The sequence below is a fragment of the Candidatus Poriferisodalis sp. genome (assembly GCF_965237655.1).
Taxonomy (GTDB): Bacteria; Actinomycetota; Acidimicrobiia; order Acidimicrobiales; family Poriferisodalaceae; genus Poriferisodalis.
In genome coordinates, this window is the sequence record NZ_CBDEGB010000001.1 from 754,953 (window position 1) to 771,969 (window position 17,017).

Sequence of the window (17,017 nt, forward strand, 5' to 3'; positions counted from 1 at the left end):
AGGCGGAGCAGGATTTACTCTCCCGGTGTGGGAGATCGTGACTACGGCCGAGTACAGAGACTGGGCGCGGTCACTTTCCGACGAGCATCGGGCAAGACTGCAAAGGGCTGAGCACCGACTCATCCACCAGGGACCGAACTTGGGCAGACCCATCGCCGACAGCGTTCGAGGCTCCAAGTACAGCAACATGAAGGAATTGCGCCCAGCACGAACACTTCGTGCGTTCTACGTCCTGGATCCGTGGCAGCGGGTCCTCATGCTCTGCGGCGGAGACAAGTCTGCCGGTCAGCAGGGAGAGAAGTGGTACCGGAAGATGATCCGACGGGCGGATCGCCTCTACGGCACTCACTTGGCGAGCCTGTCGAGAAAGGCGTAGTAGCTGTGTCGAGCCTGGTTGCTAGCGTCGTAGCCATGGGCTGGTTCCGACGTCGCCGCAACCTCGACTTGCGGCCGCTTTCGGAGTTGCACGACGAGTATTCACAACGTCCACATGCCGAGGCGCTGCTGAACCAGGCAGAGGACCAACTGGCGCATCTTGAGCGCGCGTATGCCCCTCGTGCTCAACAGAAATCCTGAGAGATACCGGCTCCAAGAGCAGATGACGTGGCGCGCGAGCCACCGTCCAGCGAGGTCACTTCGTGGAGGGTCGCGGCGACGCCAAGTTCGCCGCCGCTGCGGCCCCACCCGCCGCCCCTGATCGCCGAAAAAACCTCTGGTACGAAGCTGGAAGACAGGAATACTCTTGCGGTTGTGGCAGCGGCCGTTTCACTCCCAATCTCCGGTGAACTCGCCGAGCGTCTTCGTGCTGAAGGCCAGGCCAGTGGACAACCACCTCCTGTGTTGGCTGCCTCCCTGCTTGACGAGGGCCTCAAGACTCGCCAGTTCCCCGGCATCGTCTACATCGACGGGCCATCGGGACGCCGGGCCAGCTTGGCCGGTGGTCCCGACATCTGGCAGGTGATCAAGGCACTGCGCGGAGTGCCAATGGACCAGTACGACCCCATCGAAACGGTCTGCACCGAGTCGGACCTGCATGAGCGACAGGTCAATCTCGCTATTCGGTTCTACGAGACCTATCCCGACGAGATCGAGGCCAAGGTTGCAGATGACTTGGCCGCCGGCCGGCTGATCGATGAGATGATCGCTGAGCGCGAGCGTTCGATTGCGCTGGAGCAAACAGGCGGATCCAGTCGAGCCAAGCTGCGGGGCAGGCACTTCGGTCAACGCCACTAAGCCGGACAATGAGGTGGCTGCTTGACGAGATGCTGCCGCATGCGGCTGCAAGAATCCTGAACGAACGGGGCCACGACGCCGTTTGCGTCGCAGATACCCAACTGCGATCCGCTCGCGATGAGGATGTCTACGGAGCCGCTGTCGCAGAGGGCCGGGTCGTCGTATCGGAAGACGAAGACGACTATGCGCGCATTCTGAGTCATGCACTCGAAGCTGGCACTCCAGCGGTTCCCGTCGTCGTTGTTCGCAAGAGTCGACTCCGACGCGGCGGGCAATGCCCTACAGCTTGGCTGATGCTCTCCACCGCTGGTCACTGGAGAATCCGTCGCCGTACACCGGACCGCATTGGCTATAGGCGTCCTCAACGACGCTGCCCGCCTGTGTCGATCTGCTCCATGATGCGCGGTGTCTCGGCGAGAGCGGCGCAGATTCGTAGGTAGGTCTGAACATCCTCGAAGTTGAGGACGCGTCCTTTGCGGTCTTGGAGCCACTTCTTCGCCGGTTGGTAGCCACCGATGGTGAATTCCCACGTCTGAGGTGATACGCCTTCGAAGTGCTGGTCCCGGTTGATCCAGACTCGGCCGGGCGCGTCGCCCGTCGGATCGCTGTAGCGGACGCTCTCTACCCTTCCAGTGCCTGAAACCGCGAAGGACGGCTTGTCGTCTCCATCTGCGTCCATCAAGTGGAGCGATACGAGCTCTGCGCCGAGTCCCGCCAGACCAGCAAGCAGGCCTCGACTTCCTGGCAGCGGGATGCGCGGGAAATCTGACTTCAAGAAGTCGGCGTATCGATGTCGGTAATCCGTACTGTGGAGCACCGCGTAGATGTAGTGAAAGGCGTCCTCTGGCCCAAACGTCGACTCCAGATCGCCTGGGGTGTCCGGGAGGAAGCGCATTCCGACCGAAACTGCGAACGCCTCGGTGTACTCCGGTGCAAGATTCGGTGAGCGTTGGTTGGCACCGAGGCCCATTCCATCGCCACTCCGCGGGTACAAGTACAGCGGGAACAGGCAGTTGCCGCCTCGCCTGAACAAATTGAAGTCCGTCGGCGCATTCACGGCGATCGCAACGTCCCAGCTGTTGGACCCGACGACGTTGCCTGCGCGACCAGCTGCCAGGCCAAGATTGGACCCGGCCAGCATGTGATGCATGACATCCGATCGCGGCCTGCAAATGAAGCCGCCGGCCGTACCCGTGTAGTACGTCGCCCTGACGTCGAACGGCCGGTAGAGAATCGGCTTGACGTACTCATTCGCATCGGCATGCGATCGGATGTCTTCTTGTGCTGATGCGACCTTCCAATCTTGTGAGTCTCGCCCAAGTGCGTATCGTTGCCGGGCTGCATCTTCGGTGAGACCGCTGAATTCCTCAGCGAATCGGCGCATGTCGTCTTCGGTCCACTGGATGGCGATCTTGTCCCGGGCCGTCACGATGCCCACCGAGTTGACCGGCGCGATGTCCGTCAGTTTCCAGCCTGCTTCGAATTCCTCGAGCAGCGCATAGTCGCGCGGCACGAAGAAGTAGTCCGGCGAGCGGGGCGACACCTCACGCCACGTGGTGCTGGTGATGTCGTTCTCCGCTAGCCACGCGTACTTCCCCGATTTCTCATCGCCCCGCGCGCCCCAGAGATCGGCATGCATGACTTTCGCCAGGCCTTCAAGGCTGTCACCGTGCCTGACGAAGATCCCGATTGCGACGCCTTGCTGGATGTCGAAGACGTTCTGGTCGGGGTCTCCGTCTGGGGTTCGTTCCCTTCGCTTGGAGTTGCCGTGCAGGTCGAGCACCAGATCTCGTCGAAGGTCTCCATGAGCGACTGGCGCATCCCGCGGAACGTCGGATTGTCGAGGTAGCTGTGATTCGTGACGAAGCCGAGCACGCCCTCACCGGTCTGCCCGATACGCCACTGCGCGAATCGAATGAACTTCACGTAGTCGTCATTGAGCCACTTTGGATTGCGCTCGTCGAGCGGCTCGCCATCGACCGTGAAGTAGCTCTCCGGGTCCTCGGCGACTCGGCCTCGCAGCAGATCGCTGATCCACGGGCCCTTGTTTGCCGAATGACCTGAGTAGGGCGGATTGCCGATGACCACCATCACCGGATGGTCGCGCTTGATTGCGTCGGCGTCGCGAGCCTCGCGAACGATCTCGTTGGCGAACATTGGCCCGCTTGCGGTCTCGTGCGCCTCAGCAAGGGAGTTTGTGAGATACACGCCCAATCGTTCCCCTTCGGGCATGACGAACTGGTCAGACTCGCCGCTGATTTCCAGAGCGAGCTTCAGGTGGCAAATGGCGTACGGCGCCATCAGCAGCTCGAATCCGAACAAGCGTGGCAGCAAGTGCTCCTGAACGTATTGCTCCCAAGCACCGGCAAGTCCAGTGTCAGCGAGACTGGTGCGGACATGCGACACGACCTCGCGGAGAAACGTGCCCGTGCCAGCCGCCGGATCAAGGATTAGGACCTTCGGGAGCTTGCGCGTCTGCCCATCTTCTGCGGATACCTTCACTTCGGCAGTATCAGCTAGACCGGCGTTCAGCCCAAATCGCTCGCGTAGCACCCAATCGACGCTTCGGACGATGTACGAAACGACTGGTTCCGGCGTGTAGAAGACGCCGCGCAGCTCGCGAAGCTTCGGATCGTAGGCAGCCAAGAAGTCCTCGTAGAAGTGAACGACGGGGTCTTCTTGGCGCGTGGGCCTCCCGAAACCCTCCAAGATCGCTGCCATGTCGGCGCGTGCGAGCAGTAGGGCGAAGTCGTCAATGATCCATGCGATGCGAGCGTCGGTGTTGGGTCCGGCGATGTGCCCGAAGACATCTCGCAGGAACGGCGTGGCTGCGCGAATACCGCCGACTGCCGAGTGAACGCCGCTGGCTGCCCATCATGGAGGCACCGCGCAGCGAAGAGTCCGTAAGCGGCCGTCTGCGCTTGCAGGTCGGCGAAGTCGCTAATGCTGACATCGTTGATCAGCACCTCTCGATAGCTCGCCAGCAGTCCTGTCAGCGCCGAGGCACTACCGGCGTCGTGCGTCAGGATCTGTTCGATGGTGTTACGCAGCAGCCTCGTTTTGGATGCCATGCGCCTGGCGAGGTCAGCTGGCTCTCCGACAACGGGCACCTCAGCATCGAAGAAGTCGGTGAGCAAGTCCCGTACGGAATCGTCGCCGCCAGCTTCCACGGACAGGCGCCCAGCGCTGTCGAACAGTCCAAGCTTGGCCTCGGCGCGCAGTTCTCCGTTCGCGAACCAAGGGAATTCCAAGTAGTCGGTGAGGATGAGATTGGGCAGTGCCTCGCGGTACCGCTGGAGCTGCTCACTTTCCTCTTGAACATCGAGATTTGTGCCGATGTCCTTGCACTCGACATGTCCGATGGGAACCTGCCGTTGCTCGACAATGAAGTCGGGCGCGCCGTAGTCCGCGTGTGTCGGCTCGTTGATCGCATCGACGTCTTTGCCGCCAACATCCTTCAGCAGCTTCTGCAGCGCGGGCCGGTAGCTGTGCTCAGTCGCTCGGCCACTGCTGAAAGTCGTACACAGGGATCGGCGGTACTCGGCGAACGGCACTGGGCACTCCTCGACATCGCGAATGGACAGCGTGAGTCTCGCCTCAGGGTGTCACATCGTCCCGTAGCGATCTGAGCCAGCGCGACGCGGCGAACCGCTGTTCAGGCGTGGTAGATGGCCTGCAGGACGTCCATGCGGGCGGCGCGGCGGGCGGGCAGGATTGCCGCGACGATGCCCATCACCACGCAGAGCAGCAAGATCACGACGAACTGTCCGATGGGAACGCCGAATTCGCTCACGAACGACTCGGGCATCGCCGCCACTGAGACGGCGCCGAGCACCAGGCCGAGCACGATGCCCATCAACCCGCCAAATACCGCCACGATCACGGCTTCCCAGCGGATCATCCGCCGTGTCTGGCGACGCGTCATGCCCACGGCCCGCAACAGCCCAATCTCGCGTGTCCGCTCGAACACCGACAGCATGAGCGTGTTGACCACGCCGAGAGCTGCGATGACGACAGCAAAGAGCAGCAAGGCGTTCACGGTCAGCAGGAGCTGATTCAGCTGGTCCTCGGCGTTCTGTGCGAACTCGTCGGAATCCCGCAGCGTCACTTCGGGGTAGCGATCGGTGACGGTCTCAATCGCAGGACGGACGCTGGCGGGATCGATGCCAGGCGCCACCGAGGCGGCGACGAAGACGTCATCTTGCATTGATGACCCAAACACCTCCTCGTAGGTCGACAGGTCAACCGCCCAGTTGCCCACGATGCTGGCGTCGTCGTAGACGCCGACAACGGTGAGGGTCCGCGTGGTGTCAGGGAATACCGCGGTCAACGTGTCGCCAGGCGACAGCCCGAGATCAGTCGCCGGGTCGGCATGCACGAGCACACCGTCGTTCTCGAGTCCGTCGTAGCCGCCATCGACGATGCCCGCATGCACGACCGAACCGAAGGCGGCACTGGGGACCCCGGCAATGTCACGCCCAGCGCCGCCGATCAGCGCCCGCGCGCCTGTGCCCGGCCCGCCGCGAAAGCTGATCGCCAGATCCACCTCTGGCAGCTCATTGAGCTCGACTGCGAGCTGGCGGCTGAACACGCCCGGTCCCTGCTGCTGTGCGGGTGCGACGTAGTAGTCGGCAGTGATCGACGTCTCCAGCAGCGAGGTCACCGTCTTCTTGAAGCTGGTGCCCACCACCAGCACCATCGTGACCAGCGCCAGGCCCACCATGAGCGCGGCAGCAGTGGCCGAGGTGCGATGCGGGTTGCGCGCAGCGTTGTTGCGCGCCAGCGTTCCCGAGATGCGGCCTATCCAGGCGATGGGCGCACCAACCGCCCGAGCGATCGGCGCGGCAACCTGCGGGCTGAGCAGCGCCACCGCAATGAACAGCAAGAGCGCCCCAGCTCCCAGCGCGAGCAGGCGTGTCGTGGTGTCTCCTGCACCGAGCACTCCCAGGATCACTGCCAGCCCGCCCACAACGGCAAATGCCAGGCCAACGAGCACGCGCCGGCGGGTGCGCGTCGCGGACAGCACGAAGTCGTCGGTGAGGGCGGCAATCGGCGGGATGCTGGCCGCCCGTCGCGCCGGGGACAGCGATGCCAGCAGCGTCACTCCGATTCCCACGACGATGGCCACGATCCAGGTACGCGGTGCCAAGATGATCCCCCCGCTCGGCAACCCGCCGCCATCGCCGGCAGCACTGATGATCTGGTTGATGAGCGCCGCCACGCCGAGACCGCCGAACAGACCTGCCACCGAGGCCACGCCGCCGATCAGCAGCGCCTCCAACAGCACCGACGTGCGCACCTGTCGGCCCGACGCGCCCAGGCAGCGCAGCAGTCCCAACTCCTTGATGCGCTGCCCCAACACAATCGAGAACGTGTTGTTGATGATGAAGGCGCTCACCACAAGCGCGACGGCCGCGAACGCCAGCAGCGCGCTCTGGAACACCGTGATGATGACGTCGAAGAACGCACTGAACTCGTCGGAGACGATCTCGCCGGTGACGGCCTCGAAGTCTGCGGGCAGGGTTGCATTGACCCGTTCGGCCAACTCGTCGGGGCTCAAGGCCCCCGCTGCACTCACATTGATGTAGGAGAAGCTGTCGGGAAGACCGAACAGGCGCTGGGCCGTCGGCGTGTCGAACAGCACAAATACAGCGCCGAAGTCCTCCTCGCCGAAGCTCGCGATGCCCGACACCGCGAAGTCCTCGGGCTCGGCAAGGGTGCGGACATTGACGACGTCGCCGATGGCAATGTCGTATCGATCGGCGGCGAATTCGTCGAAGAGGACCTCGCCGGTCCCCGGCGCATCGCCTCGCACGATCTCGATCGCTGAGACGGCGTCAGCTTCGTAGTTGTAGGCAAGTGTGGGTCCCTGACTGCGCACCAACTCGCCATCGGCGGTGCTGACGAATGGGAAGCCCTCGACGATGCCGGTGACGCTGGCCACCCCGTCGACGCCTGCGAGCTCATCGGCGAGGGAGTCCGGCGAAGGGGGGCGGGTGAGGTCGTTGCTCTCGATCGCAGAAATGCCGCGCACCCGCACCGAGATCGGCGCGCCCACTTCCTCCGCGATGTCGTCAAAGACCGCTCGCAGGCTGTCGGCCAGCACGAATGATCCCGACACGAAAGCCACACCGAGCACCACGGCGAACGTCGTGAGTGCCAGGCGGATCTTGCGGTCGAAGAAGGACCTGAGAGTGAGCTTCAGCATCGATCTGGCGCAGCCTCAGTCGCCGAGGTGCTTCATCACGTCGAGCACGTCGTCGGCCTGTGGGTTGCTCATCTCGTTCACGATGCGACCGTCGACGAGGAACACCACCCGGTCGCTGTATGACGCCGCCACAGGATCGTGGGTGACCATCACAATCGTCTGTCCCAGTTGCCGCACGGCGGTCCCCATGAATTGCAGGATCTCATCGCCCGTTCGGCTGTCGAGGTTGCCGGTGGGCTCGTCCGCAAAGACGATCGAAGGATGTCCTGCGAGCGCCCGGGCCACTGCGACGCGTTGCTGCTGGCCGCCTGAGAGCTCGCTGGGCCGGTGGCTGAGGCGGTCGGTCAGCCCCACTGCTTCCACCACCTCGTCGAGCCATTCACGGTCGACTTCGCGCGCGCCGAGCCGGCGCGGCAGCACGATGTTCTCGTACGCCGTCAGCGTGGGGACCAGGTTGTAGGCCTGGAAGATGAAGCCCACCCGGTCGCGTCGCAGCAGCGTCAGCTCTCGTTCGGACAGGTCGGCGAGCGGCACGTCGTCGATGACGACCCCGCCCGAGGTCAGCGTGTCCAGGCCGGCCATGCAGTGCATGAGCGTCGACTTGCCCGAACCCGATGGCCCCATCACGGCGGTGAACTGGCCCCGGGCGAAGCTCACGTCGAGCCCGTCAAGGGCTCGCACCGCCGTGGGGCCCGAGCCGTAGATCTTCGAGGCATCCACCGCCTGCGCGGCAACGGCGGAATCGTCGGCGAATTGCACGGCGTGATGAGGTGCAGTGGCTGTTCGAGGGCGAGGCATGGCGGAACGCTACTGCGCGGTTGGGTAGCGTCCTCCGCGGCCAGAGCACTCGCAACCGACGTTCATGCGGTCCGCTTCCTGCGCCGTTTCTAGAATGCCGCAATGACGTGCCCTGCTTGCGCTACCGAGGTCCCGCAGGGCGCACGTTTCTGCCCGAGCTGCGGCAACCTGCTCGTGCAGACCGAGGAACGTCGTGTGGTCACGGTGCTGTTCGCCGATCTGGTCGGGTTCACCTCGATGGGCGAGTCCGCCGACCCCGAAGAGCTGAAGCATCTCGTCGATCAATGCTTCCAGCGGCTCGTGGGCGATGTCACCGCGTTCGGAGGCACCGTCGACAAGATCATTGGCGACGCGATCCTTGCCCTGTTCGGCGCGCCCACAGCGCACGAGGACGATCCCGAGCGGGCGCTGCGCGCCGCGTTCCGGATGCGTCGATCGCTGGAGGCGTTCAGTGCCGAGCGCCGCATGGACCTCCAGATGCGCATCGGCATCAACACGGGTGAAGTGCTGGTGGGCGCCCTGCGAGCCGGCGGCGACTACACGGCAATGGGTGACACCGTCAACATCGCGAGCCGTCTCCAGACCATCGCCGAAGCGGGCGAAGTGCTGGTGGGAGACGCCACCCAGGCAGCCACTGTGGGCATCGTCGAGTACACGCCGCGGGGCGAGATCGGCCTGCGGGGTCGCGACGAGCCCGTGACGGTGTTCGCGGCCAGCGGCGAGCTGGCGCCGCCAGGCCGCCGTCGCAGTGCGTCGCTGTCGCCGCTGGTGGGACGTCACCTCGAGAGCGCCCTGCTGGATGCCGCGATCGACACCTCCGTGGCCCGCCGGCGCGCTCAGCTGTGCCAGATCGTGGGCGAAGCCGGCATGGGCAAGACTCGCCTGGCTCGTGAGGCGGCGGAAGGCACCGTGGAGCGTCACGGCGCGATGGTGCTCGAGAGCATGGCGCTGCCCTATGACGAGACCAACCCGCTGCGCTGCCTGGGCGATGCCATCGCGGCCGCTGCGGGGGTGAACGCCAGCGATTCGACGGTGCTGGCCACCAGGCGCATCTCGTCGCTCGTGGCCGATGTCCTGCAGAGCACAAACGGCAACTCGAACGGCGTTGCCAGCTCATCCGACGCCGTCACGTTCGAGGAGATCGACGAGATCACCGATGTGGTGCTGGCCGTGCTCGGGCGGGTCGGCACCGGCGATCCCGCCGAGATCGAATGGCGCGCCGAGGCTACGTTCCGTTCCCTGCGTCGATTCCTTGGGGCGCTGGCGCGGCGCCAGCCCGTGGTGCTGCTGCTCAGCGATGTGCATTGGGCAGAGGAACGGCTGCTCAAGGTGCTCGAACAGCTGCTGGCGGCACTGGCCAACCAGCCCTTCATCGTCATCACGACGGCCCGCTGGAACATGGACGAGCATCGCTGGACGGTTCCGCCGGGCCGCCACAGCACGGTGGTGCTGAATCTCGACGCGCTCAGTCGTGAGGCCACCGCCGACCTGGTGGCCGAGCTGCTGGGCGTGAGCGTTCCCAATCACGTGGCTGAGCAGCTCTATGAGCGCAGCGGGGGCAACCCCTTCTTCCTGGAGGAAATGTGCGTCCTGCTGCGCGAGTCGGGCGTAGTGGGTCCCGGCGCTCGGCCAGACCACGAGGAACGCTCGCTGGCGGAAATGCCCGACACGCTGCGAGGACTGGTTGCGGCCCGCCTCGACACGCTCAGCCCACCCGAACGCCGTCTGGTGGACGCCGCGTCGGTGATCGGCGGCGGCGGTTCGATCAGCGAGCTGCTGGAGATGACGGCATCGCCCGAACCCGACCCCAACGCAGAACAGGATCCAGCGATATTTCAGCGACTGGTCGACAAGGACATCTTCACGAGCGAGGCAGACGGCTGGACGTTCCGCAGCGACGTGGTACGCGACGTTGCCTACAGCATGCTGACCAAGGCCGGGCGGGCAGAGCGGCACCTCGATGTCGCGCTGTGGTTGGCACAGAACCGCGAGGACCCCTCCAGCGAGTCGGTCGGGCTGATCGCCGATCACTTCGCTTCGGCCGTCGAGCTCGGCGTAAGTGCCGGCGAGCGAGATCACCGAGACGGCGACGTCTTCGAAGGCGGCATGACTGAGGTAGCGATCGAGTGGCTCGGCCGGGCCGGCCGGTGGGCGGCGGCCCGCGACAGCCACTACGCATCGGCGCAGTTCTACCGCCGCGCCATCGAGATGCTCGGTGACGCCGACCCGCGGCTCATCGATATGGCACTGGGCCGGGCCGCGGCCCGACTGAGGCTCGGCGAGCTGCATGGCGCCCGGGCCGATGCCGAGCTGGCACGGGCCATGGCAACCCTGAACGGCAACCGGATCGCCGCGGCGCATGGTTTGCGGGTGCTGGGCGAAGTAGCGCTCGCCGGCGACGAACATGGCGCCGCCGACAAGCTGCTGGCCGACGCGCTGGATCAGTTCCGCACGATGGGCGAAGTGCGCGAGGCCGCCGAGTCGCTGCGGCTGCGAGGACTTGCGTCGCTGCGGGCGGGCGATTACGCACGTGCCGACCGCTACATCAACGAGGCAAACGGCACCTTCGCCCATCTCGGCGACGAGAGCGGCGTGGCGTGGTGCCTGCAGAACCTGGCGTGGCTGTCATTCGAGCAGGGCTTGATCTCCGAGGCCGGTCGCCGGCTGACCACCGCAATCGAACGATTCATCGACTTGGGCGACACCGTCGGCTTGGCGACCGCCGAAGGCCTGCTGGCGTTCCTGCGGTTCCACTCGGGCGATCGCGACGAGGCCGAGGAGCTGGCCGGCTCGGTGCACACCATTGCCCACGAGCGGGGTGAGCGGTTCACCGAGGCGATGATGGATCTGCTGCTGGCGTCGCTCGGGCTGTGGTCGGGACGGGCGCTCGCAGCTGTGGAACGGGCTCGCGCCGCCGAACAGGTCTTCCGCGATGTCCACAGCGACTTCGGCGTCGTGCAGGCGCTGGGCCTGCTGGGCCGGTCGTACGCCGCAGTGGGCGAACTCCAGCGCAGCCGGGCGGTGCTGGCGGAGTGCTTCCAGCGGGCCAGCGACATGCCAGGTCGTCCGCTCGAAGGATTCGCCCGGGCGGTCCGAGCGGGCGCAGCGGTCCAGATGGGGCACCCAGAGACAGTCACGGACGATCTGGTGCGCGCCGGCTGGGACCGGACGTCTGGGCGCGATCCGCACGCTGGAGCGAGCGGGCCCGAGCCCACGAAGCGAGCCGAGCGGACCGCAGTGATCGGCCTGCTCGACCTGCAGGTCTCCCTGGGGCTCGCGCTGTTGCAGCTGGGCCGGCCGGCGGACGCGATCACAGCACTCGAAGCCGTGAGCTCGGACGACCTGCCGTCCACCTACCTGCACTCCAGCCTGGCCATCGCGTATGCGGCCGTCGGGCGCACGATCGATGCGTTGGAGCAGTCCCGATTCGCCATGGCAAGCGGCACCGGCACCTATCTCGACATGCGCACCGCCCTCGTGGCCCGTGCGCTCGCGCATGCGCGCGACGCCGATCGGCCGGCGATGGAGGCTGCGTTCGAGCAGGCCTTGGTGCTCATCGACGCCACCGACAGCCGGCTCAGCCAAGCGGTGGTACGGCTGGCCCGCGCCATCGGCCACGAGTCGTTCGAAGCGCCCGACACGGCTGCGCTGCGCTCGGAGGCGGAGGTGGCGATGGCTCAGCTCGGAGCACGCCCGAGCGGCTGGGAAACGGCGTTCCGGCTGGCCGCGGGCCTCGAAGCAGCGGCACCCGCCATCACTGGCCCGCTGCCCGAGGCGATTCCGTTCCCCGGCGAGGCGGACCTGTAGGGTCGCCGCATGTCTGCGCAGGCTCAGGGCGGAAGGGTGCTGATTGCGAAGCTCGGTCTCGACGGCCACGACCGCGGGGTCAAGGTCGTGGCCCGGATGCTGCGAGACGCCGGCTTCGAGGTGATCTACACCGGCCTGTTCCAGACCCCCGAGAGCGTGGTCGCGGCCGCCATCGACGAGGACGTGGACGCCATCGGGGTTTCCATGCTGTCGGGCGCCCATGAGGCATTGATGCCGCTGGTTGTCCAACGCCTGCGCGAAGCGGGCGCCGAGGGCATCCCGGTCATTCTCGGCGGCATCGTGCCCGGTGCTGACCTCGAGGCGATGGCTGAGGCCGGCGTGGCAGCGGTGCTGACCCCGGGCGCCACCTCCGATGAAGTGGTGGCCGCCGTGCGTGGCGCCATCGACCGATCTCGCGAGTGACAACCTGAGCGTTGGCTGAGCAAATACCGGCCTACCGGCAGGCAAACGCAGACAGACCGGTAGATTGCCCGTCGTGCCTATGGAGCGAATTGGGGTGGTGGGCTGCGGCCTGATGGGGTCCGGCATCGCCGAGGTAGCTGCTCGCAGCGGTTGCGACGTCAAGATTGTCGAAGTCGACGAGGATGCACTCGCGGCCGGCATGGCACGCATCGAGAAGAGCCTGAACCGCGCGGTCAACGCCGGCAAGCTCGACGACGCCGGGAGGGAAGCAGCGCTCGGCTCCCTGTCGTTCGGGCTCGACCTCGACGATCTGGCCGATCGAGAGTTTGTGATCGAGGCGATCGTCGAATCCGAGGCGGCCAAGCTGGATGTGTTCGGCCGGCTGTCGAAGGTGCTCACCGATCCCAACGCCGTGTTGGCGTCCAACACCTCGGCCATCCCGATCATGAAGCTGGCGATGGCAACCGACCGGCCCTCGCAGGTCATCGGCATGCACTTCTTCAACCCGGTGCCCGTGATGGGGCTTGTCGAAGTCATCTCCTCGCTGCTGACCGCCGAGGAGACCGCCCAGAAATGCCGGAAGTTCGCTACTGAACGGCTCGGCAAGCGGGTGGTGGACAGCGGGGACCGGGCCGGCTTCGTGGTGAACGCCCTGCTGATCCCCTACATCCTGTCCGCCATCCGGATGCTCGAATCCGGCTTCGCCTCGACCGAGGACATCGACGCCGGCATGGTGCTGGGGTGCAATCACCCGATGGGCCCGCTGGCCCTGTGCGACCTCATCGGCCTCGACACGACGCTGGCGGTGGCAGAGTCGCTCTACGAGGAGTTCCGCGAGCAGCTCTACGCACCGCCGCCGATGCTCAGCCGCATGTGCGACGCCGGCCTGCTGGGTCGCAAGACCGGCCGGGGCTTCTACACCTACGGCGGCTAGATGTCTCCCGCTGGCATCGATGCCCCGGCGGTGAGCGCCTGGTTCGCCCGCCATGTCCCGCAGGCTGCCCAGCCGCTTCGCTTCGAGCTCATCGCGGGCGGGCATTCGAATCTGACCTACCGGGTGCATTGCGCTGACGGCGATTCGGTGGTGCTGCGCCGCCCGCCGCTGGGGCACGTGCTGGCCACAGCGCACGACATGTCCCGTGAGCACAAGATCATTTCGGGAGTGGGGCAGACCGACGTACCGGTGCCTCGTGCGATCGCGCTGTGTACTGATGAGGGCGTGAACGGGGCGCCGTTCTACCTCATGAGCTACGAAGAAGGCGCAGTGCTCCACTCGGCGGACGAATCCGAGCTCGTTCTCGATGCCGAGCGCATGTCGTTGAGTCGCCGGGTGGCTGACGTGCTGGCCGAACTGCACGCGATCGAACCCGATGACGTGGGCCTGGGCGACCTGGGGCGCCGGGAGGACTACCTCGGGCGGCAGATGCGACGTTGGACCCGTCAATGGGAGCAGTCCAAGACGCGCGAACTGCCGATCATGGACGAATTGGCCACCGAGCTCGACGCCCGCAAGCCCGAACAGATCGGCTCGGCCATCGTCCATGGCGACTACCGGCTGGGCAACATGCTGTCGAGCGCCGGGGACATCGTGGCGGTGCTCGACTGGGAGTTGTGCACGCTGGGCGACCCGATGGCCGACGTGGGGTTCCTGATGAACAACTGGGTGTCACCCGATGAGCAATCGGCTGGCACGTCTGCGCCCACGCAGGCGGGCGGCTTTGCGGCCCGCAGCGACATGCTGGATTGGTACGCCGATGCGTCCGGGCGTGACGTGTCGAATATCGACTACTACCGCGCGTTTTCGTATTGGCGATTGGCTGCTATATCCGAAGGAGTGCTGAACCGGTACCTGCGCGGCGTGATGGCCGACGCTGAAGAAACCGACACAGACGTGTTCCGCCAAAGCGTCGATTTCCTGTCGGCGAGCGCAGCCGAGCGGCTCGCCATCAGGTGACGGTGACGGCTGATCGCTGATGGAACAGGGTCCCGACAGCCGACCCGAAACCGGCGACCCGGCGCGGGATCCCCAGCCCGATGCTGAGCCGGCAGCCGAGACGCAGGATGGGTCGTCCCGAGGTGCGTCGGTGCGAGAGCCGCTGGCGCGGCCGGGATGCCTGCTGGCAGGAATTGCCGGAGCGGTGGGCGCGCTGGCGGGTGCGCTGATCGCGGGACTGATCCTGCTGGTGGCATTGAGCGGCGACGACTCGGATGTCGCCAGGCCGACCGACACGGTCACGGTGGCCGAGACGAAGGCCGGTTCGGCGTCGCCGGCTGCCGCCGACACGTCCGAGATGTCTGAGCCGACCAGCACCACACGGGCCGAGACGGCTCCCGAGTCGACCAGTCCTGATTCGGCCGCCGCCGATGACGAGCCGGTGAGCGACAGCGCTCCTGTCTTGGGGGACGATGCCTACCCGGCGCTTGAACCCACTGTCGTCGCTGAGTACTGGGCGCGGCTGCTCACCGGTGAGGAGATCGAGCCAGGCTCGCCGTTGGGAAGCCGCATCGAAGGCATCAACATCAAGGCCGTTCTCGAGGCGGTCCAGGAATCGGTCGTCATCGTGAAGGTCACAACCGATGAGGGCGACGTCACAGGCTCCGGCTTCATCGTGACCCCGCAGGGGCGCATCGTCACCAACGCCCACGTGGTCGAGAACGCGAACAGGGTGGACGTGCGGTTCTTCGGGGGCGAGCTGGTGCCTGCTCGGGTCATGATCACCGATCCCGCGCGGGATCTCGCGGTGCTTCAGGTCGACCGGGACGGCCTGCCGACGGTGCGGCTCGGCTCCACTGACGGTGTGGAAGTCGGCGACGAGGTGATTGCCATCGGCAATGCCCTCGACATCATCGGCGAGCCGACCGTCACGTCGGGAATCGTGTCGGGCCTCAACCGCTACATCGAATTCGAGGACGGGAAGCGGTTGGTGCGTCTCATCCAGACCGACGCTGCCATCAACCCCGGCAACTCAGGTGGACCGCTCGTCAACGCCGCCGGAGAAGTCATCGGGGTCAATACGGCGATTGCCCGGAGGCTCTCCGCAGGCATCGGACTCGCCGAAGGCATCGGATACGCCATCTCGATCGATCATGCTCGACCGATCATCGACCTGCTGCTCGAGGGCGTGGTGCAGGCCAAGGCCTACCTCGGCGTGCGCATCGTCTCGGTCGAGGACTGGATCAATCGGGACGATCCGCCCGATGCCGACGATACGGAGCCGGACGGCGGGATCGGCGATTTGGGTCCGGTGACGGTGGAGCCGGGACCCGACCCCGACGACGAACTCGCCGATATCGAGGTTGCGCCCCAGGTCACGTACGGGGCGCTCGTCGTCGGCATCGACCCTGGCGAAGCTGCCGATCGGGCGGGTATCGAGCGGGGCGACGTGATCGTCGAATTCGAAGGCGAGACGATCCGGACGAGCAACGACCTGGTGGTGGAGATCTTGGCGCGGCTGCCGGGCGATCGGGTCGAGATGGGCGTGATCGGCCTCGACGGGAGGCTGCGGTCGGTCGACCTGGAACTGGGTTCCTTCGAGTCAGAGGAGTAGATGCTCCGGCCGGTGAGTCGCTCAGCGCGTCTCGCACGTGTTCGCGATACTGCGGGCCACGACCAACAAGGGAGCGTCATGACAGATCGAGTCTTCGACACCGGAACCGACGACATCGTCGTCGAGGTGACCGACGGCGTGATGACCATCACGCTGAATCGTCCCGAACGCCGCAATGCGATGTCCACTCCGATGATGGACGGACTGATCACTGCGATCGCCGACGCCGAGGTGGCCTCCGATGTGGGCGCACTGGTGCTGACCGGGGCCGGCGGGGCCTTCTGCGCCGGCGGCGACGTCAAGGGCATGGCCGCCGCTGGCGGCGAGGGCGGCGGCAGCCCACTGCAGTACGACGCCCGGGTGCACCGGCAGCGGCGCAGCCAGCGCGACACCTCCGGGAAGCTGTACGAGATGCCCAAGCCGACCATTGCTGCGCTGGGAGGCGCTGCGGCGGGGGCGGGCCTGTCCATGGCACTGGCGTGCGACCTGCGCTACGCGTCGCCGAATGCCGTGATCACGACGGCGTTTGCCCGGGTGGGTTTCAGCGGCGACTACGGCGGCACGTGGTTCATGTCGCGCCTGATCGGCTCGGCCAAGGCCCGCGAGCTGTATTACCTGTCTGACCGGGTCGACATGGACCAAGCGGTGTCATTGGGCTTGGTGAACGGCGTGTTCTCCGCCGAGAGCCTGATGGACGAGGTGGGAGCCATTGCGCGGCGGCTGGCCAACGGCCCGACCGTGGCGTTCCGGTACATGAAGGAGAACCTGAACCGGGCCGTCAACGGCGACATGGGCGAATGCTTGGACATGGAAGCTGCCCACCACATCCACTGCGGACAGACCGACGACCACAAGGAAGCGGCGCAAGCTTTCGTGGACAAGCGCGAGCCGGTCTTCCACGGCCGTTGATCAACTCGCCGTGAGAGCGGGCCGATAACAGCTTCTCTAACTGCTGTTCGATTCTTGGGGCTGTCGGCGCAGGCTGCGCCGTACGCTTGTG

General features: G+C 65.8%; 14 protein-coding genes. 10 read left to right on the forward strand and 4 right to left on the reverse strand.

Going from position 1 to position 17,017, the window contains the following annotated elements; genetic code table 11:
• Positions 1-37: 37 nt before the first annotated feature.
• From ACPXYO_RS03655 to ACPXYO_RS03665, 3 genes are all read left to right on the forward strand, one after another.
• The gene (locus tag ACPXYO_RS03655; protein ID WP_423918675.1) at positions 38-376 is read left to right on the forward strand and encodes a type II toxin-antitoxin system RelE/ParE family toxin; all 339 of its coding nucleotides are present in this window, start codon (positions 38-40) and stop codon (positions 374-376) included.
• 374 nt (positions 377-750) lie between these two features.
• Positions 751-1,233 carry a hypothetical protein gene (locus ACPXYO_RS03660; RefSeq protein ID WP_423916732.1) on the forward strand — a complete coding sequence of 161 codons (483 nt, stop codon included), beginning with the start codon at positions 751-753 and terminating at the stop codon, positions 1,231-1,233.
• Between the two features lie 8 nt (positions 1,234-1,241).
• Positions 1,242-1,673: a DUF5615 family PIN-like protein gene (locus ACPXYO_RS03665; RefSeq protein WP_423916734.1), complete on the forward strand. Its 432-nt coding sequence runs from the start codon at positions 1,242-1,244 to the stop codon at positions 1,671-1,673.
• Here the strand turns inward: ACPXYO_RS03665 and ACPXYO_RS03670 are convergent.
• Together ACPXYO_RS03670 and ACPXYO_RS03675 are read right to left on the reverse strand one after the other, a co-directional pair.
• Positions 1,595-2,872: a type ISP restriction/modification enzyme gene (locus tag ACPXYO_RS03670; RefSeq protein ID WP_423916736.1), complete on the reverse strand. Its 1,278-nt coding sequence runs from the start codon at positions 2,870-2,872 to the stop codon at positions 1,595-1,597. The two genes, ACPXYO_RS03665 and ACPXYO_RS03670, sit on opposite strands and share 79 nt — an antisense overlap.
• Positions 2,812-3,954, reverse strand: coding sequence for an N-6 DNA methylase (locus tag ACPXYO_RS03675; RefSeq protein WP_423916738.1), 1,143 nt, complete (start codon positions 3,952-3,954; stop codon positions 2,812-2,814). Before ACPXYO_RS03675 ends, ACPXYO_RS03670 begins: the two co-directional genes overlap by 61 nt.
• A gap of 155 nt (positions 3,955-4,109) precedes the next feature.
• Here ACPXYO_RS03675 and ACPXYO_RS03680 point away from each other — a divergent pair, with 155 nt between their 5' ends.
• Positions 4,110-4,862 (forward strand): hypothetical protein, encoded by a 753-nt coding sequence (locus ACPXYO_RS03680; RefSeq protein ID WP_423916740.1) that lies wholly within the window; start codon positions 4,110-4,112, stop codon positions 4,860-4,862.
• A 26-nt stretch (positions 4,863-4,888) separates the two neighbouring features.
• Here ACPXYO_RS03680 and ACPXYO_RS03685 read toward each other — a convergent pair whose 3' ends face one another.
• A complete protein-coding gene (locus ACPXYO_RS03685; RefSeq protein ID WP_423916742.1) occupies positions 4,889-7,441 on the reverse strand; it encodes an ABC transporter permease in 2,553 nt (850 codons plus the stop codon).
• Between the two features lie 15 nt (positions 7,442-7,456).
• Entirely contained in the window at positions 7,457-8,239 is a 783-nt protein-coding gene (locus ACPXYO_RS03690; RefSeq protein WP_423916743.1) for an ABC transporter ATP-binding protein, read from the reverse strand.
• Between the two features lie 102 nt (positions 8,240-8,341).
• On the opposite strand from ACPXYO_RS03690, the gene ACPXYO_RS03695 reads away from it, so the two are divergent.
• The 6 genes from ACPXYO_RS03695 (at position 8,342) to ACPXYO_RS03720 (ending at position 16,926) form a co-directional block, all read left to right on the forward strand.
• Positions 8,342-12,046: an adenylate/guanylate cyclase domain-containing protein gene (locus ACPXYO_RS03695; RefSeq protein ID WP_423916744.1), complete on the forward strand. Its 3,705-nt coding sequence runs from the start codon at positions 8,342-8,344 to the stop codon at positions 12,044-12,046.
• A 9-nt stretch (positions 12,047-12,055) separates the two neighbouring features.
• Positions 12,056-12,469, forward strand: a complete 414-nt coding sequence (locus tag ACPXYO_RS03700) for a cobalamin B12-binding domain-containing protein (RefSeq protein WP_423916746.1) — start codon at positions 12,056-12,058, stop codon at positions 12,467-12,469.
• 79 nt (positions 12,470-12,548) lie between these two features.
• Entirely contained in the window at positions 12,549-13,403 is an 855-nt protein-coding gene (locus tag ACPXYO_RS03705; RefSeq protein ID WP_423918677.1) for a 3-hydroxybutyryl-CoA dehydrogenase, read from the forward strand.
• The gene (locus tag ACPXYO_RS03710; RefSeq protein ID WP_423916748.1) at positions 13,404-14,423 is read left to right on the forward strand and encodes a phosphotransferase family protein; all 1,020 of its coding nucleotides are present in this window, start codon (positions 13,404-13,406) and stop codon (positions 14,421-14,423) included. It begins immediately after the preceding gene.
• Between the two features lie 19 nt (positions 14,424-14,442).
• The gene (locus tag ACPXYO_RS03715) at positions 14,443-16,017 is read left to right on the forward strand and encodes a S1C family serine protease (protein ID WP_423916750.1); all 1,575 of its coding nucleotides are present in this window, start codon (positions 14,443-14,445) and stop codon (positions 16,015-16,017) included.
• A 78-nt stretch (positions 16,018-16,095) separates the two neighbouring features.
• Positions 16,096-16,926: an enoyl-CoA hydratase-related protein gene (locus ACPXYO_RS03720; RefSeq protein ID WP_423916752.1), complete on the forward strand. Its 831-nt coding sequence runs from the start codon at positions 16,096-16,098 to the stop codon at positions 16,924-16,926.
• Positions 16,927-17,017: the final 91 nt, after the last annotated feature.

Bases quoted from the DNA above. Each gene is read 5' to 3' on its own strand.
- ACPXYO_RS03665 (WP_423916734.1), top strand. From the start codon at position 1,242: ATGAGGTGGCTGCTTGACGAGATGCTGCCGCATGCGGCTGCAAGAATC.
- ACPXYO_RS03715 (WP_423916750.1), top strand. From the start codon at position 14,443: ATGGAACAGGGTCCCGACAGCCGACCCGAAACCGGCGACCCGGCGCGG.
- ACPXYO_RS03720 (WP_423916752.1), top strand. From the start codon at position 16,096: ATGACAGATCGAGTCTTCGACACCGGAACCGACGACATCGTCGTCGAG.
- ACPXYO_RS03705 (WP_423918677.1), top strand. From the start codon at position 12,549: ATGGAGCGAATTGGGGTGGTGGGCTGCGGCCTGATGGGGTCCGGCATC.
- ACPXYO_RS03680 (WP_423916740.1), top strand. From the start codon at position 4,110: ATGGAGGCACCGCGCAGCGAAGAGTCCGTAAGCGGCCGTCTGCGCTTG.
- ACPXYO_RS03690 (WP_423916743.1), bottom strand. From the start codon at position 8,239: ATGCCTCGCCCTCGAACAGCCACTGCACCTCATCACGCCGTGCAATTC.
- ACPXYO_RS03675 (WP_423916738.1), bottom strand. From the start codon at position 3,954: ATGGCAGCGATCTTGGAGGGTTTCGGGAGGCCCACGCGCCAAGAAGAC.
- ACPXYO_RS03685 (WP_423916742.1), bottom strand. From the start codon at position 7,441: ATGCTGAAGCTCACTCTCAGGTCCTTCTTCGACCGCAAGATCCGCCTG.
- ACPXYO_RS03710 (WP_423916748.1), top strand. From the start codon at position 13,404: ATGTCTCCCGCTGGCATCGATGCCCCGGCGGTGAGCGCCTGGTTCGCC.
- ACPXYO_RS03700 (WP_423916746.1), top strand. From the start codon at position 12,056: ATGTCTGCGCAGGCTCAGGGCGGAAGGGTGCTGATTGCGAAGCTCGGT.
- ACPXYO_RS03670 (WP_423916736.1), bottom strand. From the start codon at position 2,872: ATGCATGCCGATCTCTGGGGCGCGCGGGGCGATGAGAAATCGGGGAAG.
- ACPXYO_RS03695 (WP_423916744.1), top strand. From the start codon at position 8,342: ATGACGTGCCCTGCTTGCGCTACCGAGGTCCCGCAGGGCGCACGTTTC.